The sequence below is a fragment of the Mesobacillus sp. AQ2 genome, from assembly GCF_030122805.1.
GTDB classification, from domain to species: Bacteria; Bacillota; Bacilli; order Bacillales; family Cytobacillaceae; genus Mesobacillus; species Mesobacillus oceanisediminis_A.
The window spans coordinates 2,766,306-2,789,513 of record NZ_CP126080.1; the positions used below are offsets into that span (position 1 = coordinate 2,766,306).

Genomic DNA, 23,208 nt, shown 5'->3' on the forward strand with positions numbered 1-23,208 from the left:
CCAAAAGTTTCAAGTATCTAATCAAAATAAATTACAATTTATTCCATATATAATCTTTGTCACAATTTGTCCATATAAATTTTCCCAACAAAATTATTTGAAACATGCTTTATACCCGCATTTTTAGCACTCTTAAACTCTTGTATTTAAAGTTTCATATATTTACCACCGCCTCCACGACAATTTACCCATTTATAACATCGGTATATTACTTATAATGGTATATAGATTCGATAAGGAGCTGAAAGCATGAATTCAAATCCGAAATTTGTTTCTAAGGTCCTTCCGCTTTTTGCGGCGTTTATGGTATTGGTAACAATAGCAGCGACAATAGTCGTTCAAAATAATGATGACCAAGTATCGGTTCCATTTAATTCGCTTGTCAAGTCAGTAGAAAGTCTTAACGGCGATGAGGCTACCCTGATTGAAAAAATGGATGGAACTCTCATACTTAAAACAAATGATTCAACATTTGTTTCCCAAGTTCCCCCTGGCAGTGATATGGTCGATAAATTAGTAGAAAAATATAATATCAGTTATGAATATATGAATAATAGTAAGTATGGTGCCTGGATTCTTGGCGGTGTTCTGCTGCTTTTGATGGGTGCTGCATTTGTAATCCAAAAGAAAACCGGAGGAATTGGTGCCGGTAATCGAATGAAAAACAGCCTTTCCAAGCCTAATCCTTTGCCTTCCATCACGCTAACTGATGTTGGAGGTTTACAGGAGGAAATGAAAGAAGAAATAAGCCAAACACTTTCCATCCTGAAAAACCCAGAAAAATCAGCAAGGATGGGTATTAAACCTCCTAAGGGAATTCTTTTATACGGCCCTCCAGGTACCGGCAAGACTCTTCTTGCCCAGGCAATTGCCCATGAGCTCAATGCAAACTTTTTCTCAGCCAGCGGATCGGCTTTCAATGAAATGTTTATCGGAGTTGGTGCTTCAAGGGTGCGAAGCTTGTTCCAGAGTGCACGGAAGCAAGGTCCTGCTGTCATCTTCATTGATGAAGTCGACGCACTTGCCGGAAAGCGTAAACCACATGGCGGTGAAGAAGGCGAAAAGACACTCACTGAGCTTCTGGTCCAGCTTGATGGCGGACATTCAAACAATGGCATTCTGTTCATTGCAGCCACAAATAGAAAGGACATGCTGGATGATGCATTCCTTCGTCCTGGACGGATTGATTTCTCTTTCAATGTGCCTCTTCCGGATACTAAAGGCAGAAGGGAAATCATTGATATCCATATTAAAGGGAAAAATCTTGCTCCAGATGTCTTCTCATCATTGGATGACCTGGCAGAAAGCACTTCAGGTTTTTCAGGTGCAGAGCTCCACTCATTGTTTGAAACTGCCAGCAGACGTGCATTGAGAAATGGACAGGATTTCATTTCAAAAAGCGATATTGATTATGCCCTGGACCGTACAATCCTTGGCAGCACATCCAGGACACTTCAGGATGCCGACACTAAGCGCAGGGTTGCCATTCATGAAGCTGGACATGCCCTTGTGTCTGCTGTCACCAAACCTGGTTCTGTCCGGAAAGCGACCATTATTCCGCGCGGCCAGGCACTTGGTTATGTAGCCCCGATTCCAAAAGAGCTTCAATTGTCGACGCACAGCGATTTGATTGACCGCATCGCGATGATCCTTGCTGGCGGTGTCGCTGAAAGAATGTTCCTGGGGGAGCACAGTATTGGTGTTAGCGGAGATGTTCAACAGGCGAAACAAATCATTGAACAAATGGTCGATACTGGTTTGTTGCAGGAAGGTTTCTCACTCACATTCAGCAAAGGATTAAAAGAAACAAAAATGCAGGAACTTTTTGATGACGCGCTCGAAAAATCCGAAATGATTATCAGGTCTCATCAAAATCAGTTTGGACAACTTGTCGAAGCATTATTAAAGAAAGAAACACTTGAAGGCTCGGAAGTAGATGAAATTGTCCAGGATAAATCTGGTTTTCGTGAAGATCGATATGTAATGGTATAAGAGATTTCTATATAAAAAAGGATTTCCGAATAAGATTTCGGAAATCCTTTTTTTATTTACGCTGGTCAATAGCCTGGGCAAGATTCGCTTTTATGTCCATTTTTTTAAAGGAAATTCCCAACTGTACAGCCGTTTGTGCAATCTCAGGGCGCATACCGGAAAGTGTAGCATTTACCCCTATTAGTTTCAAGGCATTCAACAACTGGAATATCTGATGGGCAACCATGGTATCAATCATTGCAACACCTGATAAATCAACAAACAAATGTTGGATTCCCCTTTGGGTGCACTGATGCAATGTATTTTCAAGGATCATTTTAGCCCTTGATGTATCAATATCCCCAATAAGCGGCAGCAACCCTTGACGGTTCGTCAGCGAAATGACAGGGGCGCTTAATTCATTGATTGTTTCCTGCTGTGCTTTCAACACACCCTGAGAATATTTATACGTAGCTTCTATAAAACGCAGGATTACCTCATCCATTTCTTTAAGGATGGTATCATACCAGAAATCGACCTCTTCTCTTGCTATTTCAGGATGTAACTGTGCAAATCGGCGGATATAATCAAAGTACTGGTTTCTTACATTTTTAAATTCCTTTATCACAAACTGAATCGGAGTTTTCACATGCTCGCCATCACTTGCAATCTTCTCGATCCATGGTTTAAAGTCCTGAAAGAATTCCCCTTCTGCCTTTTTGAATAATTCAATGAAATGAAGGTGAAATTCATGATTTTGTTCTTTCAGCGCAGAAACGACATCTGGATCACTAGAGGCGTATACACCTGCGGTATTTTCTTTATCGATATTTTGATGCCATTCCTCCGTTAAATTCCGACTATTTTCCCTTAAAAAATTGTATAATTCCTGATTTCTATGCAAAGAAATCCCCCCTCGTCTGGAAGCAAACAGATGATCAAAATATTCGTAAGCCTTTACTCAGCCTAAAAGGATTATAACAAACATTCTCCTATTAAAAAATTTTAACGCCGGTGCTTTATTCCAATTTGTGCTTCTCCCTTAATTCTTTAGGTGCCATTTTAATAATTTGTTGAAATACAATTAATAGCACACCAACATCATCAACTATGCCAATTAGTGTCAAAAAGTCCGGAATAATATCAAATGGAAGCAAAAAATAACCAATGATCAAGCTCGCTGAAATTATTTTTTGCCTGACCGGAACAATTCCGGAAGTAAAAAATTCTATAAGAAAGGGAAAGAACTTTTTCACTTTAAAAACCAACCGAATTCTTTTAAAAAACTTCTTCATTTCATCCACCTCTTTTATAGAGACTATTATATCCTTCTTTCACCACTTGTCAGTTTTAAAACCTCCTTAAGACATAATTATTTACGATCAGCAGGTGGCTTCGTTTCATTTTATCAAAGTCTATTTTCGTAAATATCACAGTGTTCATCCAAAAAAGAAAAATAACGTTTGCCCAAGGACTGCCGATTTTAAAAAAAGCAGCCATTTCAATGGCCGCCCAGTTTCTTTACTATTCTTGTTCATCGCAATAATGATGGATCGCTCTTTTGAAGAATGCAGCCAAGCCGGGCTGATATTTATCGATATTCTTAGTGAAGCGTGGATCATCGACATATAGATCCCCCAGCCCTCGAAAAATATCAATGGTACAATCATAATAGTGATCTGTGATGAACTGTCTCCAATCCGCAACTGCTTCCTGAACAGCCGGATCATTCGGGCCATCAGCCATACCGGAAATCAGCCTCTGGTATATCTCTTCTGTTTTCGCCTGAATATTTCCCCAGTCATCAGGAGTATAATTCGCAGTCCTCTTTTCTACCTTTTCAACTGTCTCTTTTCCGTATCTCGCCTTTGCTTCCTCACTATATTTCTTCTGATGTTCTTCAATTTCTTTCATATCGAATCCTTCGAACATATCTTTCTCCTTCATTTGATATCCCCCTTCAATTGAATTAATCGTCTTTTCCACTGTCCTGATGATCTCATCTAGCCGCTTCTTTTTCTTTAAAAGCAAAGCTTTATGATTCTTCAAGGATTCTTTCCTGTTGAAATCGGGCCGGTCCAAAATATCCTTAATTTCTTGCAGGGTGAAATCCATTTCTTTAAAAAACAATATTTGCTGCAGGCGTTCTAGGTCTCTTTCTGAATAAAGCCGATATCCAGCATCAGTCACAGCCTCTGGCTGCAGCAAACCAATCCTGTCGTAATGATGCAGAGTTCTAATACTCACTCCTGTCAGGTTGGCAACTTCTTTCACCTTGAACATATCTTGATCACCTCCACACCTATAGCGTAAACTATCACCTTGCGTCAGGGTCAACAGGGTTCTGAATTTATTTTAAAGTTTACATAATACTTTTATAATCCATTTGACATTAAAGCTATATCGATTTTCGTGAATTCTCCTTTTCATGGACATTTTGGCATGCTCCCTTTCTTGAAATATCTATTAAATGGGGATTCTTGGACATTTTGCCCCGCTCCGGCTTCTGAAATGTCTATTAAATAGGGGTTCTTGGACATTTTGCCCTGCTGCCGCTACTGAAATGTCTATTAAATAGGGATTCTTGGACATTTTGCCCTGCTCACACTGCTGAAATGTCTATTAAATAGGGGTTCTTGGACATTTTGCCCTGCTCACACTGCTGAAATGTCTATTAAATAGGGGTTCTTGGACATTTTGCCCTGCTGCCGCTGCTGAAATGTCTATTAAATAGGGGTTATCGGACATTTTGCCCTGCTCACTCTGCTGAAATGTCTAATAAAGACCGTTTCTTACACTACCCACCCTTAAATCTCCTTTGCCAGCTAGTTCAATTAATTGATATTTTTAAACAGATACGATCATAATACAGTTATTAAATCCAAGGGGGATCATTCATGCCTAGACTGGTTGAATATATAGAAAAGATTGCTGATCTCCCTTTAAAAGACAGTTATTCACGGGAGGAACTTTTGACTCAGGACTTTTTATTAGCTAATGAAGGGCGCCTTGCGGTCTATTATTGTACGCATAACGAGTATGTAAATCCAGATGCGAAAGTATTTATCGTAGGAATAACACCGGGTTTCCAGCAAATGAGCAAATCAATCGCTGTTGCCCGCTCCCTGATTGAAGTAAACAATCCAGTTTCCGTGATTCCTTATTTATGCAAGCGTGAAGCGAGATTTTCCGGAATACTTCGTAATCATATCATTGAAATGCTTGATGAACTTGGCTTACAAAAATGGCTTTCATTGGAATCCTGCGCGCAACTATTTGATGAAAATGACAACCTTCTCCATACAACATCTCTCATTCCATATGCGGTTTTTAATGATGGGAAGAATTACACTGGACATAAACCTGGTATTCTAAAGAACAATATGCTTGTGGGTTTCTTAAAGGGATATTTTGAACCACAGGCTGCCATGCTTCGGAATACGCTTGTGATCCCGCTCGGAAAGAGTGTCGAAGAAATCATGAGGGTGTATGCCAGTGAAGGCCTTCTGGAAGAAAGAAATATTCTCTTTGGATTCCCTCACCCGTCAGGTGCAAACGGTCACCGCCTGCAGCAATTTACCACTAACAAAGAGAAAATGAAAAATACCATTAAGTCCTTTTTCCAGGCCAATATTAAAGACAACTAGCTTATAGGGAATTAAAATTGAAAAAAAGAGGCCATGAACCATAGCCTCAAACCACAAATTTGATTTTAACCAATCACATTATTCAAACGGAACCTCATTGTCATAGGCGGCTTTATAGATGCTGATCAATTCCTCCTTTTGCTTTTCATTCTCTATTAAAATATCCCCATAAGCTGGGACAATAGTGTGCCATCCGTGTTTTTTGTTTTGACGTGACACGAATAAATAGCTCTCACCTTCTTTCAGAAGTTGATCATTTTCAACCAGGACCAGTTTGTTTCCTTCGTATCCCCCCTGTTGGTTCACAGTTATCCGGCCATTCAATTGGCCTTTGATATTTTCGGCAACCTCAACTTCATATTGAGTTTCAAGTATCCCATCTTCATTACTTGTTCCCTTCGTCTCTTGTACCTTCCCAATAAAAACATTATCCGCCCATCCAACGAGTTGTTTTTGGTCCGTTACATCAAATGCATAGCTCGCCGGGATGTTCTGTACTTCCGGATTTCCCGGAGTATTCTCTAAAAATAGGACTGATCCGGCAACTGAAAGTGCGATGGCTGCTGCGATTGCAGGGGCTGCCAGCAACTTCCGTTTTTTTGTTTTGCTGCTCATTTCTGTCTTGGCCTTTTGGACTCCCAGTTCAGTTCTTCTGCTTAAACCCTCTGGTATCTCGATTTTATTAATTTCTGATTGAATGTTATTGTTCATTAGCTTCATCCTCCTTTAATGTCTTTCGAAGTTTTCCAAGACTGCGATAAAGAATTGTCTTTACTGTGCCAAGCGGAAGCTGGAGAATATCGGCGATTTCCTTGAATGTCATTTGCTGATAGAATTTCAGGAGAATGACACTTTTTTCTTCTTCCTGAAGTTTTTCAATTAAATCCTTCAAATCGATTCCTAAGATATCATCTTCTTGAACAGCTTCTTTTGTATATTCCGCAAATTCTGGTTTTAAAGGTACAATGTTCTTTCTTATTCTCAATAGGTCAATGGAACAGCTGATGGCAATCCTCATCAGCCAGGTTTTAAAATATTTGGGTTCTTTAAGATCTTTGATGGACTTGAATGATCTGTAAGCAGTTTCCTGGACAACATCCATTGCGTCATTCTGGTTTTTTACATAGATAAACGCCATTTTGTATAAATCCTGTTCATATAGCTGGAACAGCTCCAAAAATGCCTTATCATTGCCTTTTTGTGCTTTTTTTATTAATTTCAGCATTAGATGCACTCCCTTGTACTCCTTGTTATCCATTAGACGTTAGATTCGCCAGTTTGGCTTTAATATCCTGTAAAAAAATTCAAATGTCTAGGCTATCAAACCAAGCTGTAAATCCAAACGTCTTGCAAAAGAAAAAACACCCTTTATAGAAAGGATGTTCATCAATACAGAAGCGTGAATTTTTTCCAAGCATCGGGCAGAAGTGCCTGATATTTATTGTGCAGGTAACGGTCGTCAATCAACACAATTCTGCCTGTGTCATCTTCTGACCGAATAAGTCTTCCTCCGGCCTGCAGTACTTTATTCATTCCAGGAAAGACGTATGCATAATCATAACCATTCTTACCTATAGCAGCAAAATGCTTACTAATCAAGTCCCTTTCGAACCCAATCTGAGGGAGACCCACACCTACAACCACAACCCCGTTAAGCCTGTCCCCCTTTAAATCGATTCCTTCAGAAAATACACCTCCAAGAACAGCAAAACCAACGAGTGATCCTTGATTATCAGCTGTGAAGGATTCCAGAAATGCGGCACGTTCTTCTTCGTTCATCCCTGTACCCTGGACAATCGTACAGATATCCTCATTGGAAATGCTCCACTCCTCCAGTACCATATTAAGATATTGGTAGGATGGAAAGAAAAACAGATAATTACCTGGATAATTGTGAACTAAATCAGACATTGTTTTGACTATTGGTTTAATTGACCTTGTCCGGTCTTTGTACCTTGTTGATAAGGATTGAATCTTCACATCTGTCTGTTCACTAGAAAAAGGAGAAGGAATCAAAGAGACATAATCCTCGCTATCACCGCCAAGCATATCTCTGTAATAGCCCATAGGATTAAGAGTAGCTGAAAAAAAGATTCGGGACTTAAAGCTTTTTCCTGCCTGTTTGATTAAATGAGAAGGATCCAGACAAAATTGTTTAATACGCACATCATTTTTTTCGATTAGAGCATATACAATGAAGCGTTCATCATATAAACTGCTGATTCTTTGCCAATTTTGCGCAACGAAAAAAGTTTCAAGCAGCAAGTCTGATTCTCCTGCACTCCCTCTAAGGAGTTCTTTTTCCGCATGTTCCATAAACTCTGCTATTAACTGATTCAGTTCCTCTAGTGGCTCCACGTACTCAATTGTTTTTGAGAATCCAGCCTGCTTTCTTAATTGGATAAAATAGTCATTTAGACGTTTGGATATATGGCCTAATGAATGATTCTTTTCTTTAAACTCCCTTTTCAACTGAAGGAATGGTGATTTCTCCAGAGCAGCTGAGAACATATCCCTTCCTCTGTCAACGAGATTATGTGCCTCATCGACAAGAAGGACTGTTTTCTTTTTTTGTTCGTCGAATAGCCTTTTCAAAGAGACTTTTGGATCAAATATATAATTGTAATCGCATATGACCGCATCTGCTGCGTATGCTAAATCCAATGAAAACTCAAAGGGACAGACTCTATGTTTTTTTGCATACTTTTCAATACAGCATCTATCCAGGATAGCTTCATTCCTGAGGATATCCAGTACCGCACCGTTAATCCTGTCATAATATCCATCTGCAAATTCACAATGTTCCTTGCTGCACTTTCCCTCACCTGTAAAACATACCTTATCCTTTGCGGTTATTGTAACAGTCCTAATCTCCAAGCCTTTTTTTATCATAAGACTGAACGCTTCCTCTGCGGTCTGTCTTGTTGTCGTCTTGGCAGTTAAATAAAATAACTTCTTAATCTGTTCCTCCCCTATTGCCTTAACTGAAGGAAATACAGTTGAAATGGTTTTGCCTATCCCAGTTGGTGCATTGGCAAATAACGTCCTTCCTTCCTCGATTGTCTTATAGACAGCCCCGGCAAGCTGTCGCTGGCCCTGTCGGTATCGAGGAAAAGGAAAGTCCAACTTTTTAATGCTTTGATCCCTTTTCAAACCATGTTCCGCCTGCAATCGGGCATATGGTGCAAAATCTGCGACCATTCCTTTAACGGAGTTTTCCAACTCATCTTTAGTAAATGATCTTTTAAAAAACTTCTTGTCTCCTGAAGTTTTATGAACATAAGTCAGCTGGATATCAATCTCGTCTTTTTGATGTTCCTTTAAGAACATATAACCATAGCATTCTGCTTGGGCCCAATGAGCAGGGTTTGAGTTCTCTTCGATACTTTCCAAAGCCAAAGAAGTCGATTTAATTTCATCAATCGTTGTTTTCTCCCCTGAAAAAAGCAATCCATCACAGCGTCCTTCGATAATAAATAAAAGGTTATCAAATTCAATTTCTGTTTTTAAATAGACTTCACTCTGATCCATCTCTTGATAATTTTTCTGGACTTCCCGATGGATTCTTGAGCCTTCAGAGAATGATGAGGCCGTTTTAAAACCTGATTCAATGCTTCCTGTTTTAAATACATATTCAGCCAGCATCCTCACCGGGATTTTTATTACATGCTCCATCCTGCTCACCTCCCTGTTTGACTCCCTTCCCCCATTATAGTACATACGTTCCCTTTTATTCAATAAAATAAAAAACCGTCCCAGGAAACCTGGAACGGATTGATATCTTTTTACCAGTGGCGTGTATTTTCAAGCAAAATGTCAATCTCAATTGGGTTCAGCGAAAAACTTAAATCATCTTCAGCAATTTCCATTGTATCTTCCAATAGCTCGTCAATATCCATGCTAATTCTTCCCATACCGAACCTCCTCTTCATTTTAGCCATCCATTGTCCATGCGGGCTTCGTGAAAATAGTTCGTATATTATATGAGGGTTCTGGGGGTCATTTAACGCAGTGAAAATTTTCCCAAGTTGTTAATTAGTAATCAATTATTTAAGAACTTTTTAGAAATGAAACTCGAAGACAGAAGCATCAGTTTAAATGGAAGTATGCCTTTTAAAAAACAAAAAGGCCTAATTAGAAGGCCTTTTTGGTAGTTAATCATGCTGGAGGTAAAATTGGCGGCATGCTTGCTGCTAATACACCCAGAGCCATGGCACCTGTCATTAAGGCTGTTAACATCTTTTTCATACGGATTTCCTCCTTAATTGATTTTTTCTATATATTTTACTGCTTGATCAAACCTTCCCATCTCCCGATAGTGATTTGATAGCATTTTGTAAAACCAAATTAATTCTTCACTTTTACCATCGCTTTCTTCAAGAAATGGTATTACTTTAGTTTCTGAGTAATCTAGCGATTTTTCTGGAGAGTCCAAAGTCATTAAATAATAATTAGCTAACATTCTATACTTGCGGTTTTCAGAATCCTTAGATAATTGGTATACTTCCTCAAAGGCTTCCCTTGCTTTTTCTTCATTTTGCAACTCATATTGGATTTCTCCAATGGAATAAAGAGTAATGAGATAGTGTTGTGTTCCTTTTGTTTGTAAAGATAGGCTTTTTTCAAAAAAGAAAATGGCCTCTCGATAGTTCTTAAGCTTTTTTTGAAGGTAACCCATATTATGATATATTTCAGGTAATAAATTTTTTTCCTGTAAAATCTCTGCGTTTCTGATGAGATTTTTATAGCAATCCTGGGCTTCTTCATAGATCTTGGAATTAGTATAGTTGATCCCAAGCAACATCAACACATGTAGAATTCTTTTAAAATTGTGTTGTTCCATAAATTCTTGCAGTGCCATCTTTCCATAGTAAATGGCATATCCTAAATCTTCTGGAGAAGTTTTAGCCAAAGCCCGATGATAAAGTATTTCTCCATCGGGTATGTCGAACTTAGATCCTCTGCCAATGGTGTCTAAGATCTGATCTGCTTTCTTATAAATTCTCTTTTTTAATAACATTACAGCATGCAGATAGGAAAATAAAGCCATTTGAGGTTGGGAAAATATTTTCTTTTGTTTCTTTAATAATTCGTATTGTTCTTGGGCCTCGGAAAATCTGTGTTTAAAGATTAAATACCTGAATTTAGTAAGTTCATATGTATGTAGATTTGTAGTGAATGGAATAATTCCTTCAAATTCCTTTAGCATTTCCATTGTTGTATCTGCTTCTTCGTCTTGAATAAAATCAATCTTTTCATTAAGTTCTTTAATTAGCTGCTTAATCTGTTCTTCATTTTCAGTGATGGATGCAAGGTTGACTCCCAGTCTTTCGAGAAGGAGGCCCATTGTTTCTTCATTTGCTTCTTTAGAGTTGCTTTCAATCTTGCTTAAGTGGGGAACTGAACATATGCCATTAGCCAGTTCCTTTTGTGTTAAACCTTGCTGGATCCTGTAAAATTTAATTAATGGTCCAAACTGCATACGTTCACCTTCTGTTTTCTTATTAATCTACCATCTTTTCCAACAATTTAAACAGTCCAAAAGTACTATTTTTATAAAATTCTATATATTAGAAATTGTTTCTTCGTATATTACCTCAAATAAGATAATAAAGCCACCCGAATCAATCATTTAATCCGGATGGCCTGCAAGTTTGTGCATTATATTTTTTTAGGTAATTATTTTACGCGAGGGAAACCGAATCCTGATGCGTAATCATCACCAGTTCCAGCTCCAGTTCCGCCTTTGATGTCATAAAGCTTCGCGCGTCTTTGAATTTCTGTACGGAGCTGAGAGTTGCTCCATGATTTATTCGAAGACCACAGTTTAGCTGCAAGGCCTGAAATGTGTGGCGTTGCCATAGATGTGCCGCTCATTGTTGTATAGTTTCCATCTACAGCTGTTGAATAGATTCCGCCGCCAGGTGCTGATACTTCAACGTCCTTTTCCTGGATGTAGTAGTCGCCGTCAGTATTTGGGTTGCCACGAGAAGAGAAATCAGATACTTTGTGTGTTCCATTGACAAATGTATTATCCAGTGATGCTACAGCGATTGCATTTGTTAATGCGCCTGGATAACCAATCGTATTGGCACTCGGACCACTGTTCCCTGCTGCTGCTACCACTAATGCACCTTTGCTGTATGCATAGTCAACAGCACTTGCAATCATTGAATCCTTGCCGCTTGAACCAAGTGACATCGAGATGACGACCTTTGATCCTGTACGGACACCTTCATCGGCAGCATGGCGGATGGCACCAGCAATATCATCAGAATATCCGGATCCATTGTCCCCGAGGACTTTATAGCCCCAGAGTTCTGCTTGAGGAGCAACTCCATAGATACCTGCTCCATCATAACCCCCATTTGCTACAGCAGTTCCGGCAACATGTGTACCATGGCCCTGGCGGTCAGTACAAGTCCCATTAACCATCGATGAAGAAGTTTGGGTGAAATCCTTACATTGTTCAACATTGTCTGTCAAATCAATATGGTTTCGGTTAATGCCTGTGTCTAGGACAGCTACCTTGATTCCATCCCCACCGCTTGTCGCTTGGATGTAGTTATCGTTATAAATTGCTTGAATGCCCCATGGTGTCTGGTCTGACGGATAAGATGCCATGGTCGAATAGTCACCTTTGCCTTTTCCATTTGCTTCTACTCGGGCATCGATTGTATGCGTGCCAACCTGGGACACTTCAATATTCTTGTTTTTCAACAATGCTTGATATTGCTTGCTGTTCACTTCAGTTGTAAAACCTTGGCCTCCAAAATCCCAGCGTTTCCCATATTGTTCTTTAACTTTAGCTTTTTCTGCACTCGGACCCTGAATTAACACACGATAAGTATCCTGGCTTTCCTGTGCACCGGCACCAAAAGCGCCAGTCGCGAACATGGAAACACCCATTGCCAAACTAAGTACAGCGGATCCGAAAACTCTTTTCTTCTTCATCCTTTTGCTCCTCTCACCTTTAAGAAATTTGCAGCTTGTCGGCTGCAGGATTAAGTATATTGCAAATTTTCTGTGTTTATCAACGAATAAATAGGCATAAATGATTGGGAAAAACGAGAAGGAAGAAGGATAAAACAATGCATTTTTACCATAACTTTCCGGTGTTATTTACCAATTCATCTTCCATTTTTCCCACTAAGTAATCCTCAACTTGAACTTGTCCTTTTCAATATATATAATATGAAAATGTCAAAATAGAGTTGAAAAACAAAATCAAAAAAATGGTAAAAAACGAAGCTTAACTTATTGGGAAAACGCTTGCCTATCCTTTCGTCCAGTAAAAAAAGAGCAAGAAAAAACACCTCGATTTCCATCGAAGTGTTCATCTTTAATGCGATATTTTAAAGGCCTTGCTGAGACTATTCAGATACGGAACATCTGGCACGGCCGTTGAATGGTTCAGGAAAAAGGCATGGTGGGGTTTAACACCGATTATAGACGGTTGCAAACCCATAACTTGCAGCTCCTTAACTAAGGAGATGAATGCTTCTACTCCCTCAATGGTCAGCTCTCCTACCCCATTTAAATCAAACAGGATCTCTTGATATCCACCTTCCTGTGATTGATTCAGTACTCTATCTTCGTTTTGCCCAATCAATTTTTCATCTAAATTTCCAAATAAAGGAACCAATGCTGAGGTCTTCGTTAATTTTATAAATGGACAAGAAAGGCTTTTAATTTCAAGAAGTGATTTTTCTACCTGCTCTTTTTTTTCAAGCAGCTCCAAATCTGTTTCTGCCAGTCTAACCCTATGTTTTTCAACAATATTTTCCAATTCAGATAATCGATGATCTTTTTCTATACAAATGACATGTCCTCTATCTTCATGCCAATTTACACTAATGTCAAACAAGGCATAAGGGGAAAATTTTGTTTTCATGATCAGTTCGCCTTCTGCCTTGCTTTCTTTGTGTTCAAAAAGGGTCTTAATCTTTTTATGGCTTTCCCAATCCACTAGCTCCAGAAATTTTTTCCCAACAGAAAAAACATCTTCACTTGCAGCAGAATAGGCAAGAATATTGTATTCGATATCAATTAAAAAATATGGTAATGGCAAATGTTTAAGATCCGACATTCATTTTCACTCCATGCTGATGGCCAAGCCAATTTTTCACATCATCCATATTTTTATGGAAAATAGTACGGTCTGATCCGTAGCGATGAAATTCATATTGATCCAGCAGCCTGCCCCCAACGATTACAACCGGCTGGTTTGGAAGCTTTTCCAATGCTTGGATATATGGGCTAAGATGCTCAGCATGATACAGGATTGAAAAAGAGAGGCATATTACATTTGCTTTCCATTCTTGTGCAGCTTTCACCACATACTCTAGCGGAAGATTGGGACCATGGAACTTTGTTTCCCAACCATACTCATTGAATAGCTGGCTGGCCATTTTCAGTCCGAGGTAGTGCTGTTCATTTTCAACGCAAAGAAACATCGCTCTTCTCCCATTAGGAGAAATTTGCAGTGTTCTTCTTTTTTCCCAATTGTAACGGGCAAGCAAAAAATCACATGTTGATGTCGCCAAATGCTCATCAGCAACAGTGATTTTGTTTGTTTCCCACATATGACCGATCTGTCTCATTGCAGGGGTGATTATTTTTTCAAAGATATATAAACTTTCTTTTGATCCCTTGCACTCTTGTTCAATTAGTGCCCATGAATCATCCTGATTGCCCTCGAGCAAAAGCTGGGCTAATTCGATTGCTTTTTCCATTGGCACTCACCTCATCCCGGTGTTATTTCACACCCCTTAATGAATTAATCGCACTTTCAAGCATGTTGATAAATACTACATTAAGCTCTTCATCTGTTTTTTCAAATGCCTTCTTCAATCTCATAAAATTATCAACCAGATGTTCCGTCTTCATTCCTCTGGAGGTCAAAATTCCATTTAGCCAGTGTGCATAATCAATAAAATATTTGTCATCATCCATATCTGCTGCAGTCTGCATATATTTTATGTGATGTCCATTGTCTTCTCTGCACTTTTGGCGTCCCCTCTCCCCGTATTTTTCAAGCAGGAAAGGGAAATCATTGTATATCCCCTCAGTAACTTCCTCAATGATCGACGATATGACAGCCTCATTCATTTTGCTACCACCTTATACCGGCCTACCGAGGGACGGATTGCTGCAAGTTCCTGGTCAGGATAATTTTTCTCTAGTTCATGTACTTTCTTGTATGCATCACTTGTAATATATTTTATATAATTTTCTTTTGAATCCCATGATATCTGAACGGTCAGTTCTGTCGGGTTATTTTCGTTCTGTAACAATTGGAAGGAAACGAACCCCTCATACTCATCTACCAATCTTGATCTTTTTTGATAGATGCCAATCACTTCATCAACTTTATCTTCAGGAATAACCACTGTTGAATGAACGATATACATGTTCGATCTCCTCCTGTTCTTTTTTGCAAACATAGTCCAATTATACATTTCCTTTATCCGCCTATCAAATTAAGCATATTACAGAATACCCAACTGAAAAAAAACTTGTTATTTTTCTCCATTTAGACTATCATACTAAAAAGCTATTTAAAGGGAGATTTTGGTATGATCAGACAACTTACTGACAAAGATAATGAAATAGCAATGAACTTTTTAATGGAAGATGCGGCCCTCAACCTCTTTATCATTGGAGATATTGAAGCATTTGGATACGATTCTGATTTCCAGGAATTATGGGGCTTCTTCGAGGATGATGAACTATCAGCGGTACTGCTCCGATTCCATAACTCTTTCATTCCTTACGCAAAAAATGATAGGCTCCCTGTGAAGGAATTCTCAGAAATTATCAAGAAATACTCAGGAAAAATCTTTTTATCAGGAAAAAGTGAACTTGTTGAAAAATTCGAGGAAATATATGGATTAGACCTTGGTAAAAAGCAGGTCACCTATTTCGCGGAATGCACTACGGATTCCTACTTAGAAGAGACTGAACTTGATATTTTCACAGCAGGTCCTGTAGATGTTGATCGTATTATTGAGTTAAGGGCCAGTATTGACGAATTTTTTCCTAATCCGAATGCACGAGAAATTTTTTTACAGTCGCTGGAAGCAGGCACTGGGAGAACTTACTATATTGAAATGGATGGAAAAATGGCCGCTTCAGCAGCAACTGCTGCTGAAAATTCAAAATCAGCGATGATCGTTGGTGTTTGTACACATAAAGAATACAGGAGAAAAGGGCTTGCAACAGCTGTGATGCAAAAGCTTTTCAAAGATGTTATGGACGAAGGAAAGCTTCTATGCCTATTCTATGATAATCCTGAGGCTGGCAGGATTTATAAGCGGCTGGGCTTTACAGATATCGGCATGTGGACAATGTATAGATAAGAATCAGGGCTGGATGCTGAACATCCAGCCCTGACTTTAATTTTTGGCAACCTTTGCAATTGCTTCAATTGCCTTCTGGATCTGATCCTCATTTACATCGTAATGCGTAACAAAACGCACGAATGTTGGACCAAAGGTTCCTGAAATCACTCCTTCTGATCGCAGTTTCTCAACAAATGCTTCAGAGGTGATATTTAAATCTGTAACATCAGCAACTACAATATTTGTTTCCGGCTGTCTTGCAAGTTTCATTCCTGGAATCGATTCGATTCCCTCTGCAAGAATCCTGGCATTCCACTGATCTTCTCCAAGACGATCTTTCATTTTCGTCAAAGCGATTAAACCCGGTGCAGCGATGATACCTGCCTGCCTCATTCCCCCACCTAAACGTTTTCTCCATTTTCTTGCTGATTTTATAAAATCGGAACTGCCCGCAATGATAGAACCCACTGGGGCTCCTAATCCCTTTGAAAGACATATTTGAACAGTATCCGTGTACTTAGCAAATTCCTTTACATCGACTCCAGCTGCTGCCGCAGCATTGAATAATCTCGCGCCATCGAGATGAACAGGAACTTTATTCGCTTTTGCTACGTTGTAAATAGCTTCCATGTTTTCGACTGGAATTACTGCTCCGCCTGCCCTGTTATGAGTATTTTCGAGGCAAATTAATCCTGTTTCGGGGTAATGGATATCTTCAGTACGTATTGCACTAAGAACATCTTTTGGATCCATAGCCCCTTTTTTGCCCGCGATTGTACGCGTCTGGACTCCGGCAAGTGCAGCTACTGCACCTGATTCATAATAAAAAATATGGGATTCTTCTTCAAGCAGCAATTCCTGACCCGGCCGGCAATGAGAGAGCACAGCTATTTGATTTCCCTGGGTACCACTTGTAACATATAGCGCTTTTTCTTTTCCAAGTATTTCAGCTGCAATTTCTTCTAATTCATTTACTGTGGGATCTTCCTGATATACATCATCACCCACTTCTGCGGCATACATTGCTCTGCGCATTTCATCAGTCGGTTTTGTAACTGTATCACTTCTTAAATCAATCATTCCTTACCCCTCATTTCTATGTAAAGTTTACTATTATATTTATTTTAACAACCCAACCTGCAAAAAACTAACAGTTTCTTTTCAACTGCCTTCGGGTAATTCCTTAACAAAGGCTAAATCTTCTTAAATTGATTGTTTCCATATTAATTAACAGACTTTGGGCTTCTCTTGTCCGTCACCGGATCTTATCCATTTTAGAGAGCAACAAGGTTAAATAGAGCCTTTATACATTCATCAAGGAGGAAGATTATTATTATGAATATAGAAAAAGTTATGACAAGAGATGTAGAGTATTGCCGTCCTGATACACCGATTCATCAGGTTGCAGCGAAAATGAAAGAACTGGATGTTGGAGTCATGCCAATTTGTGAGGGCGAGCAATTAGCAGGCCTGGCTACTGACAGAGATATAGTTTTAAAGGCTGTTGCAGTAAATACTTCATTGGATTCCCCGATATCAGAGGTAATGACAACCGATCCTGTCCGAGGCACTATCCATATGTCGGCAGAAGAAGCAGCAGATTTGATGGCAGATGTTCAAATACGCAGACTGCCAATCGTAGAAGATGGAAAAATGATCGGAATTGTATCATTAGGAGACCTTGCAGTTACCGCTAATCTAGAAGATGATGCAGGAAATGCCTTGGAGGATATCTCGACTCCTTCAGAACCTGAAAAATAAAAAACTCAAAAAACCCCGTTACATAACGGGGTTTTTTGAGTCTGATATTTTTCTGAATTCCAACCCTTTTTCCTTCATTAAATGAGATAATGCTGATTGAAAAGTTGCGAAGGTTTGCGCTTCCAATCGAATCCCATCGAGTACCATTTTCTTGACAAGCCCCGGGTTAAGACCCACAAATACAGTCCTTACACCCATCAAAGACATAGATGAAGCCATTTCATGCAGTTCTCGCCCAATCTCTTCAAGACAAAGACCGGCTACCCTATCACCACTGATATCAGTCAAATCAATAATTGCTGTTTCAATATCTTTATTGTGACAAAAGTCAAGCAACTTTACACGTATTTTATCGAACCGCTCCGCTCGAATTAATCCAGTTAATGGTACAAGGATCGTTTGAGGTACGATAGAAGGTATAATTGGCGCGGACATTTCAGAAATAATTGTTTCATACTCTCGAATTTTTTCCTCGAGCTCTTTCAGCCTATTTGTTTTCAAGCTGTATTAAACCTCCCAAAAAGCGCAGTAATCTCTGTTTTTCTACCTTTCTATCATACATTTATACCAAAGCTTTGTATAGCCAGTAAACCTCATCTTAAAGGAAGCAGTTATAAACATCTAATTAATCACATTAATTAATTGCATGATATCTTCATAAATCTGCTCTTGATATTCATCATCACAGCATCTTTTATAGTCATCGATCAAACGTCCAAGTTCTTTTAAAAAGATTAATTTTTCTTCTTCGTTTATCATGGCAAAATTCTCCTTAATAGGACAAAGGTCATGTGTTGTTTAAGTTAACATAAATATTTCCAGAACAAAATAGAAAATTTCAAGTGCACATTATTATATTTTGTAATTCTGGAGAAACTATACCTAATGACACCGAATTTTAAAGGAGCAGATATGGTACATAATATATTCAGGTTAATTATGCTTTTAGTATCCTGGTCTACTTTGTTGCTTTATCCCAGAAGGGAAGTTAAACGATTTTTGCCTGTAACTGTATTCGTCACAGGCCTGGTATTTATTTTGTTGATTTTATCGAATCCCTATAGATTATGGAGAGTATCTGGAGGGTTACGGTCAAAAATCTTCAATGATTTAAGCTTCACTCTCGGACCCTTCTTTGTGGCTAATCTTTGGGTGTTCCGACTCGCCTACGGCAGCATCTGGCAATACTTAGGCATTAATTTAGTGATGGATTATTTATTAGCATACCCGGTTAGCAGTCTCTTTAAGAAACTGAATATTTACCAATTGGAGAGGTTCAAACCTTTATATTTCTTCAGCACTATTTATTCCTTTGCCATCCTGGCATATGGCTTCCAATATTTTTTTAGAAGCACCAGGAGATAATGTAAAAGACCTTCCACTACAAAGAATGGAAGGTCCTTTTTAATTTTCTGTGGTTATATTCTCCATGACCAGCTTGACTCCTTCGACATTTTCAACAAAGTCAATGACAGGGTCGATTTCATTCCTTAGTTTCGGAGTCAATGGTAACTCAATGGTTTCGATCCCGTATGTAAAAACCAATTTTTCAGGTGTCAGCGTCCCGCCATCATTTTTGTTTATTTGCTTCATGGCGGTTATGTCATCCCATGAATAAAAGCTTTTCTCCAGCTTCCAAAGCTCGTCATAATGCAATCCATTCTTATCGATATAATAATAATTGTCAAGACTCATGTAGATGCCTGAAATCATTACGAGCAATGTTACTAAAGATGCAATGAAAACATTAACATTTCTCTTCCTCGATTCATCTGTCCTGAAAAGATAGATAGCGATAATGATCAGAAAGATCGGAATGATCAATAATACGGCTACTATTGTTACATAGGAAGACATCGGGCTGTCAAAAAACCAATATGACCTTTCCAAATACATTGATTGATGTACGAAAGAAACGATAAAGATTCCAATTGGTACAGATGCGAAGAGCAGGATTACGGCTGCTGTAATCAATAGACTCCCTGCACGATCAGCGTTATGTGCGCTCAAATCATTATTCCCCTTTTCTATTTCTATATCTCCATAATATATATTCAATATTAGTAAAAATTTCCCTTCTCCGAAACAACTATTTCTTAAAATTATTCCAAAACAAGGAAGCCAAGTGGAGACAGCAGGAATTTATGGACATATCCCTATTTTTGTTGATGCACAACGAAATTACCACGTAAAGGAAGATACTTCCCATGATCTGCAGAAAGACTTCCTACCAAATGACAATACCATCTAAATTTGAAAAAAAAACCAAGCCGAAATCATTGCCGGCTTGGTTTTTCCAATTTATTTTCTTAAATTTTCCTTGTCCTTCATTCTGTTTTGCTGGTCGGGAACCCTGCCTTGATCTTTGAACTCATCGATCTTTTTTTCTTCACCTAATTTTTCACGTTCATATTCGACAAGGCTCTGCTGGTTTTTTTGCGAGTTTTCCACGGCATTTCCCTCCTTGTTATTGTTAATATTCTATTCCCTTACAAAAAGGGACCAAACACGACTCTTGTGATTGTTGCCAGATCTTGAAAGGGAATTATCCATTTCATAACTGCCATCACTTTCATGGCCTTTTTGAAATTTTATATGATATCAAGTTCTTCAAGGGGATTTATATATGAACTATGTTTACTTCCCCTGTTTATATGGTAATTAAAAATAACACAGAGGTAATCTATCAATTTGCACTACATTTAGAAAGGAAAATGTTTTATGAGAGAAATAACAGTAACTGTAGACTTTCAGGGGAAAAATTATTTAACGAATGTTATTGCCGATCGTGATACATCCGAAGAAGAAATCATGGAGATGGCAAGAAAGCAAGTTAAAGAACAGTGGTTGTTTTACTCCTAAATATTCACACAAATCAGTAGCTTACTCGAATTCAAACAAGCATTGATGGGTCTTAATTAGATTTATACAATCGAAAAGGAGGTTCAGTTTACAAGGACTGAACCTCCTTCTTTAATGGCTTTTTTCAAATTGCTGATTTAAAGTACTTTTTTAGTTTTTCATAAACTGGGGATGTACAAAAGGAGATGGCATTTTAAAAATACCTTGTGGAAGAAGGGGAATAAAATTCGAGACAGTATTTTACTCTTCATACAGTTCAATAGGCAATCCATCGGGATCGGCAAAGAATGTAAATCGTTTTTCAGTCAGAGGGTCAATCCTGATTTTCTCCACTTTTAACCCTTGACTTGCAAGATAATCAACATGTGCAGAAAGGTCCTTCACAGCAAAAGCTAGATGCCTGAGTCCTGCTGATTCCGGATAACTCGCCCTCGCAGGCACTTCCGGGAAAGAGAATAATTCAATCTGGAAATAGTCACCTACACCTAAATCCAATTTATATGACTCACGTTCTTCCCTATATACTTCCGAGATGACCTTAAAGCCCAGGATCTTTGTATAAAACTCCTTGGATTTTTCATAGTCAGCACAAATAATGGCGACGTGATGAATTTTTTCTAACTTCATCGCAATCTCCTTTTACCTTGCCCATTTAGTAATGGTGATTTTCGTACCAGATCCTGGCTTTGAATCAATATCAAAACTATCCATTAACCTTTTTACTCCCGGAAGGCCTGCACCAAGTCCCCCAGACGTCGAAAAACCATCCTGCAGAACCATCCTGATGTCGTTTATTCCTGGTCCATTATCCGCCGCAGTTATCTGGATTCCTTTTCGGCCATTTTCATTCAAGACCTGTATCGTAATCTGGCCGCTGCCTGCATAAAGGTATATGTTCCTGGCAAGCTCGGAAATCGCAGTCGTGATCCTTGCCTGATCAACCCCTCCAAATTGAAGCTCTTTTGAAACTTCTCTCCCTTTTTGTCGGGCAAGTACTATATCAAATTCATTATTTATGTTTATTACAAACGATTCTGTCATATGGCTAAACCTCTAACAAATGGCTTAATATCGAAATTCCTTGTTCAAGATCCAGAGCAGTGTGGACATTTTCCAATGTGATGCCCAACTCGATCAAAGTAATGGCGACCGCTGGCTGTATGCCTGTCAGGACCGCTTTTGTGCCCATCAAGCTTGTCATGACAATGACATCACCCAAAACCTTTGCAATAAATGAATCAATCATATCTACAGAAGTCAGGTCGATCACAACACCTTTGGCTCCTGTGTCTTTTATTTTATTCAACAAGTCCTCCTGGAACGTCAGTACGGTCTGGTCATCCAATTCCACTTGTACAGAAACCAGCAGGTAGTCTTTTAATTTTAATATAGGAATCCTCACTTTATTTGCCTCCAAATCATTAAACTCACCAGAAATCCACTTTTGCATTTACAAAGAAGAATTTAATTGGATTATACGCTATGTAATAAGTGCATTACAAATTAAAAGCAGTATTTATATGACTAAATGCGGTTTGACCAATAAGAATAAAAAAATTAAAAAACCTCCCAAAAAGGAGGTTTCAATCACAAAAAAACGGGTATGTGTTAAAAAGCAGTTTTTGCACCAAGATAACGAGGTTTCCAGTAAGAGTTATTCATATCACTGATTTCGACTCCTCTGGAAGATCCTGCATGAATAAATTGGCCATTGCCGAGATAAATACCAGCATGGGATGGACCGGCTTTATATGTTTCAAAGAATACTAGGTCCCCTACACGTGGTGAAGAAACAGACTTGGTCGCATCCCAAATGGAGGCCACTGTTCTTGGAATGGAGATTCCCGCCATATTATAGACATAGTTCAGATAACCAGAACAGTCAAATCCAGATGGAGTGCTGCCAGCCCAAACATATGGAACTCCAATGTATTTTTTTGCTTCAGCAATCAATGAATTCACCTGTGAAGTTGAGTTATATGATGCAACTACAGGTGCAGATGCTGTGGAGACCTTTGTAGCAACAATAGTTGCAGCCGCCCCTGATAATTTTAATACCTGCCCAGGGAAAATAAGGTCAGATTTAAGATTATTAATAGACATCAACTGCGAGAGCGATACATTATGGCGAGTTGCAATAGATGATAAATTATCACCGCTACGGACTGTGTATGTGCTTGATGTACTTGCAGGTGCAACAGAAGCTGGTGCAGCCGCAGATCCTGAAACCTTCAATTTTTGGCCAGGAAAAATGACATCAGAAGTTAGTCCATTCAGTGATTTTAGTCCACTGATAGACATTCCGTATAATTTTGAAATTCCCCATAAAGTATCGCCGGACTTCACGATATAACCATCGACAGTCGTGCTTGTTGCAGCAGTGGTTGAGTGACTATGAGGAGCCAGGACTGAAAGTTTTTGATTTACATAGATTATAGAACTTGATAGGTTATTCCATTTTTGTATATCTTTAATTGCAACATTATATGTGTTAGAAAGCTTCCATAAAGAATCACCAGATTGAACTGTGTGTAATTTTTCATGAGCACTTGCAGAACCATTGAATGATGTAAATAAAAATCCGGCTGTTGCAGCCACCGTCAGAATTTGTTTTTTCATGTTGA

General features: G+C 38.8%; 27 protein-coding genes. 5 read left to right on the top strand and 22 right to left on the bottom strand.

The window, feature by feature from the left end; genetic code table 11:
* Positions 1–249: 249 nt before the first annotated feature.
* Complete coding sequence (locus QNH36_RS13840) at positions 250–1,992, top strand: AAA family ATPase (RefSeq protein ID WP_283903671.1); 1,743 nt, start codon at positions 250–252, stop codon at positions 1,990–1,992.
* 52 nt (positions 1,993–2,044) lie between these two features.
* Here the strand turns inward: QNH36_RS13840 and QNH36_RS13845 are convergent, their stop codons facing one another.
* From QNH36_RS13845 to QNH36_RS13855, 3 genes are all read right to left on the bottom strand, one after another.
* Positions 2,045–2,875: an STAS domain-containing protein gene (locus QNH36_RS13845; RefSeq protein ID WP_283903672.1), complete on the bottom strand. Its 831-nt coding sequence runs from the start codon at positions 2,873–2,875 to the stop codon at positions 2,045–2,047.
* A gap of 115 nt (positions 2,876–2,990) precedes the next feature.
* Positions 2,991–3,266 carry a YkvA family protein gene (locus tag QNH36_RS13850; protein ID WP_283903673.1) on the bottom strand — a complete coding sequence of 92 codons (276 nt, stop codon included), beginning with the start codon at positions 3,264–3,266 and terminating at the stop codon, positions 2,991–2,993.
* A gap of 229 nt (positions 3,267–3,495) precedes the next feature.
* Positions 3,496–4,254 (bottom strand): MerR family transcriptional regulator, encoded by a 759-nt coding sequence (locus QNH36_RS13855; protein ID WP_283903674.1) that lies wholly within the window; start codon positions 4,252–4,254, stop codon positions 3,496–3,498.
* A gap of 614 nt (positions 4,255–4,868) precedes the next feature.
* Here QNH36_RS13855 and QNH36_RS13860 point away from each other — a divergent pair.
* Positions 4,869–5,618: a hypothetical protein gene (locus tag QNH36_RS13860; protein WP_283903675.1), complete on the top strand. Its 750-nt coding sequence runs from the start codon at positions 4,869–4,871 to the stop codon at positions 5,616–5,618.
* Positions 5,619–5,696: 78 nt separating this feature from the next.
* Here the strand turns inward: QNH36_RS13860 and QNH36_RS13865 are convergent, their stop codons facing one another.
* The 10 genes from QNH36_RS13865 to QNH36_RS13910 form a co-directional block, all read right to left on the bottom strand.
* A complete protein-coding gene (locus tag QNH36_RS13865; RefSeq protein ID WP_283903676.1) occupies positions 5,697–6,329 on the bottom strand; it encodes a hypothetical protein in 633 nt (210 codons plus the stop codon).
* Positions 6,319–6,843 carry a sigma-70 family RNA polymerase sigma factor gene (locus QNH36_RS13870; protein WP_283903677.1) on the bottom strand — a complete coding sequence of 175 codons (525 nt, stop codon included), beginning with the start codon at positions 6,841–6,843 and terminating at the stop codon, positions 6,319–6,321. The genes QNH36_RS13865 and QNH36_RS13870 overlap by 11 nt, the downstream gene beginning before the upstream one ends.
* A gap of 161 nt (positions 6,844–7,004) precedes the next feature.
* On the bottom strand, positions 7,005–9,293 hold the full coding sequence (locus tag QNH36_RS13875) for an ATP-dependent DNA helicase (protein WP_283903678.1): 2,289 nt from the start codon (positions 9,291–9,293) through the stop codon (positions 7,005–7,007).
* Positions 9,294–9,403: 110 nt separating this feature from the next.
* Positions 9,404–9,532 carry a hypothetical protein gene (locus QNH36_RS13880; RefSeq protein ID WP_283903679.1) on the bottom strand — a complete coding sequence of 43 codons (129 nt, stop codon included), beginning with the start codon at positions 9,530–9,532 and terminating at the stop codon, positions 9,404–9,406.
* A 347-nt stretch (positions 9,533–9,879) separates the two neighbouring features.
* A complete protein-coding gene (locus QNH36_RS13885; protein WP_144480518.1) occupies positions 9,880–11,100 on the bottom strand; it encodes a tetratricopeptide repeat protein in 1,221 nt (406 codons plus the stop codon).
* A 197-nt stretch (positions 11,101–11,297) separates the two neighbouring features.
* Positions 11,298–12,572, bottom strand: a complete 1,275-nt coding sequence (locus QNH36_RS13890; protein ID WP_144480516.1) for a S8 family peptidase — start codon at positions 12,570–12,572, stop codon at positions 11,298–11,300.
* Positions 12,573–12,960: 388 nt separating this feature from the next.
* Positions 12,961–13,707, bottom strand: a complete 747-nt coding sequence (locus tag QNH36_RS13895) for an STAS domain-containing protein (protein WP_251540403.1) — start codon at positions 13,705–13,707, stop codon at positions 12,961–12,963.
* On the bottom strand, positions 13,694–14,353 hold the full coding sequence (locus QNH36_RS13900; RefSeq protein WP_251540405.1) for a cobalamin B12-binding domain-containing protein: 660 nt from the start codon (positions 14,351–14,353) through the stop codon (positions 13,694–13,696). The genes QNH36_RS13895 and QNH36_RS13900 overlap by 14 nt, the downstream gene beginning before the upstream one ends.
* A gap of 22 nt (positions 14,354–14,375) precedes the next feature.
* The gene (locus tag QNH36_RS13905; RefSeq protein WP_144480511.1) at positions 14,376–14,729 is read right to left on the bottom strand and encodes a hypothetical protein; all 354 of its coding nucleotides are present in this window, start codon (positions 14,727–14,729) and stop codon (positions 14,376–14,378) included.
* Positions 14,726–15,031 carry an antibiotic biosynthesis monooxygenase family protein gene (locus QNH36_RS13910; protein ID WP_144480509.1) on the bottom strand — a complete coding sequence of 102 codons (306 nt, stop codon included), beginning with the start codon at positions 15,029–15,031 and terminating at the stop codon, positions 14,726–14,728. Before QNH36_RS13910 ends, QNH36_RS13905 begins: the two co-directional genes overlap by 4 nt.
* Positions 15,032–15,196: 165 nt before the next feature.
* Here QNH36_RS13910 and QNH36_RS13915 point away from each other — a divergent pair, with 165 nt between their 5' ends.
* Complete coding sequence (locus tag QNH36_RS13915; protein WP_251540407.1) at positions 15,197–15,979, top strand: GNAT family N-acetyltransferase; 783 nt, start codon at positions 15,197–15,199, stop codon at positions 15,977–15,979.
* A gap of 36 nt (positions 15,980–16,015) precedes the next feature.
* Here QNH36_RS13915 and ltaE read toward each other — a convergent pair whose 3' ends face one another.
* A complete protein-coding gene (gene ltaE, locus QNH36_RS13920) occupies positions 16,016–17,041 on the bottom strand; it encodes a low-specificity L-threonine aldolase (RefSeq protein ID WP_144480501.1) in 1,026 nt (341 codons plus the stop codon).
* Positions 17,042–17,296: 255 nt separating this feature from the next.
* Between ltaE and QNH36_RS13925 the strand changes: the two genes are divergently transcribed.
* Positions 17,297–17,722, top strand: coding sequence for a CBS domain-containing protein (locus QNH36_RS13925; protein ID WP_144480499.1), 426 nt, complete (start codon positions 17,297–17,299; stop codon positions 17,720–17,722).
* Between the two features lie 18 nt (positions 17,723–17,740).
* On the opposite strand, the gene QNH36_RS13930 is transcribed toward QNH36_RS13925, so the two are convergent.
* The 4 genes from QNH36_RS13930 to QNH36_RS13945 form a co-directional block, all read right to left on the bottom strand.
* The gene (locus QNH36_RS13930; RefSeq protein WP_283903680.1) at positions 17,741–18,223 is read right to left on the bottom strand and encodes an STAS domain-containing protein; all 483 of its coding nucleotides are present in this window, start codon (positions 18,221–18,223) and stop codon (positions 17,741–17,743) included.
* 120 nt (positions 18,224–18,343) lie between these two features.
* Positions 18,344–18,481 carry a hypothetical protein gene (locus QNH36_RS13935; protein ID WP_186326824.1) on the bottom strand — a complete coding sequence of 46 codons (138 nt, stop codon included), beginning with the start codon at positions 18,479–18,481 and terminating at the stop codon, positions 18,344–18,346.
* 645 nt (positions 18,482–19,126) lie between these two features.
* On the bottom strand, positions 19,127–19,732 hold the full coding sequence (locus QNH36_RS13940) for a hypothetical protein (RefSeq protein WP_283903681.1): 606 nt from the start codon (positions 19,730–19,732) through the stop codon (positions 19,127–19,129).
* Positions 19,733–20,023: 291 nt separating this feature from the next.
* On the bottom strand, positions 20,024–20,173 hold the full coding sequence (locus QNH36_RS13945; protein WP_186326825.1) for a hypothetical protein: 150 nt from the start codon (positions 20,171–20,173) through the stop codon (positions 20,024–20,026).
* Between the two features lie 270 nt (positions 20,174–20,443).
* On the opposite strand from QNH36_RS13945, the gene QNH36_RS13950 reads away from it, so the two are divergent.
* Positions 20,444–20,584: a BA3454 family stress response protein gene (locus QNH36_RS13950; protein ID WP_144479504.1), complete on the top strand. Its 141-nt coding sequence runs from the start codon at positions 20,444–20,446 to the stop codon at positions 20,582–20,584.
* Positions 20,585–20,824: 240 nt separating this feature from the next.
* Here QNH36_RS13950 and gloA2 read toward each other — a convergent pair whose 3' ends face one another.
* The 4 genes from gloA2 to QNH36_RS13970 form a co-directional block, all read right to left on the bottom strand.
* The gene (gloA2, locus tag QNH36_RS13955; RefSeq protein WP_144479506.1) at positions 20,825–21,211 is read right to left on the bottom strand and encodes an SMU1112c/YaeR family gloxylase I-like metalloprotein; all 387 of its coding nucleotides are present in this window, start codon (positions 21,209–21,211) and stop codon (positions 20,825–20,827) included.
* A gap of 12 nt (positions 21,212–21,223) precedes the next feature.
* Positions 21,224–21,625 (bottom strand): anti-sigma regulatory factor, encoded by a 402-nt coding sequence (locus tag QNH36_RS13960; protein ID WP_283903682.1) that lies wholly within the window; start codon positions 21,623–21,625, stop codon positions 21,224–21,226.
* 4 nt (positions 21,626–21,629) lie between these two features.
* The gene (locus QNH36_RS13965; RefSeq protein ID WP_144479510.1) at positions 21,630–22,034 is read right to left on the bottom strand and encodes an STAS domain-containing protein; all 405 of its coding nucleotides are present in this window, start codon (positions 22,032–22,034) and stop codon (positions 21,630–21,632) included.
* 158 nt (positions 22,035–22,192) lie between these two features.
* Positions 22,193–23,203: a C40 family peptidase gene (locus QNH36_RS13970; RefSeq protein ID WP_251540415.1), complete on the bottom strand. Its 1,011-nt coding sequence runs from the start codon at positions 23,201–23,203 to the stop codon at positions 22,193–22,195.
* Positions 23,204–23,208: the final 5 nt, after the last annotated feature.

Excerpts from the sequence above, each read along its gene's own strand:
- QNH36_RS13950 (WP_144479504.1), top strand. The coding sequence starts at position 20,444 with ATGAGAGAAATAACAGTAACTGTAGACTTTCAGGGGAAAAATTATTTA.
- QNH36_RS13970 (WP_251540415.1), bottom strand. The coding sequence starts at position 23,203 with ATGAAAAAACAAATTCTGACGGTGGCTGCAACAGCCGGATTTTTATTT.
- ltaE (WP_144480501.1), bottom strand. The coding sequence starts at position 17,041 with ATGATTGATTTAAGAAGTGATACAGTTACAAAACCGACTGATGAAATG.
- gloA2 (WP_144479506.1), bottom strand. The coding sequence starts at position 21,211 with ATGAAGTTAGAAAAAATTCATCACGTCGCCATTATTTGTGCTGACTAT.
- QNH36_RS13860 (WP_283903675.1), top strand. The coding sequence starts at position 4,869 with ATGCCTAGACTGGTTGAATATATAGAAAAGATTGCTGATCTCCCTTTA.
- QNH36_RS13850 (WP_283903673.1), bottom strand. The coding sequence starts at position 3,266 with ATGAAGAAGTTTTTTAAAAGAATTCGGTTGGTTTTTAAAGTGAAAAAG.
- QNH36_RS13875 (WP_283903678.1), bottom strand. The coding sequence starts at position 9,293 with ATGGAGCATGTAATAAAAATCCCGGTGAGGATGCTGGCTGAATATGTA.
- QNH36_RS13855 (WP_283903674.1), bottom strand. The coding sequence starts at position 4,254 with ATGTTCAAGGTGAAAGAAGTTGCCAACCTGACAGGAGTGAGTATTAGA.
- QNH36_RS13910 (WP_144480509.1), bottom strand. The coding sequence starts at position 15,031 with ATGTATATCGTTCATTCAACAGTGGTTATTCCTGAAGATAAAGTTGAT.
- QNH36_RS13905 (WP_144480511.1), bottom strand. The coding sequence starts at position 14,729 with ATGAATGAGGCTGTCATATCGTCGATCATTGAGGAAGTTACTGAGGGG.
- QNH36_RS13925 (WP_144480499.1), top strand. The coding sequence starts at position 17,297 with ATGAATATAGAAAAAGTTATGACAAGAGATGTAGAGTATTGCCGTCCT.
- QNH36_RS13915 (WP_251540407.1), top strand. The coding sequence starts at position 15,197 with ATGATCAGACAACTTACTGACAAAGATAATGAAATAGCAATGAACTTT.
- QNH36_RS13935 (WP_186326824.1), bottom strand. The coding sequence starts at position 18,481 with ATGATAAACGAAGAAGAAAAATTAATCTTTTTAAAAGAACTTGGACGT.
- QNH36_RS13965 (WP_144479510.1), bottom strand. The coding sequence starts at position 22,034 with ATGCAAAAGTGGATTTCTGGTGAGTTTAATGATTTGGAGGCAAATAAA.
- QNH36_RS13880 (WP_283903679.1), bottom strand. The coding sequence starts at position 9,532 with ATGGGAAGAATTAGCATGGATATTGACGAGCTATTGGAAGATACAATG.
- QNH36_RS13895 (WP_251540403.1), bottom strand. The coding sequence starts at position 13,707 with ATGTCGGATCTTAAACATTTGCCATTACCATATTTTTTAATTGATATC.
- QNH36_RS13865 (WP_283903676.1), bottom strand. The coding sequence starts at position 6,329 with ATGAACAATAACATTCAATCAGAAATTAATAAAATCGAGATACCAGAG.
- QNH36_RS13885 (WP_144480518.1), bottom strand. The coding sequence starts at position 11,100 with ATGCAGTTTGGACCATTAATTAAATTTTACAGGATCCAGCAAGGTTTA.
- QNH36_RS13870 (WP_283903677.1), bottom strand. The coding sequence starts at position 6,843 with ATGCTGAAATTAATAAAAAAAGCACAAAAAGGCAATGATAAGGCATTT.
- QNH36_RS13900 (WP_251540405.1), bottom strand. The coding sequence starts at position 14,353 with ATGGAAAAAGCAATCGAATTAGCCCAGCTTTTGCTCGAGGGCAATCAG.
- QNH36_RS13890 (WP_144480516.1), bottom strand. The coding sequence starts at position 12,572 with ATGAAGAAGAAAAGAGTTTTCGGATCCGCTGTACTTAGTTTGGCAATG.
- QNH36_RS13840 (WP_283903671.1), top strand. The coding sequence starts at position 250 with ATGAATTCAAATCCGAAATTTGTTTCTAAGGTCCTTCCGCTTTTTGCG.
- QNH36_RS13960 (WP_283903682.1), bottom strand. The coding sequence starts at position 21,625 with ATGACAGAATCGTTTGTAATAAACATAAATAATGAATTTGATATAGTA.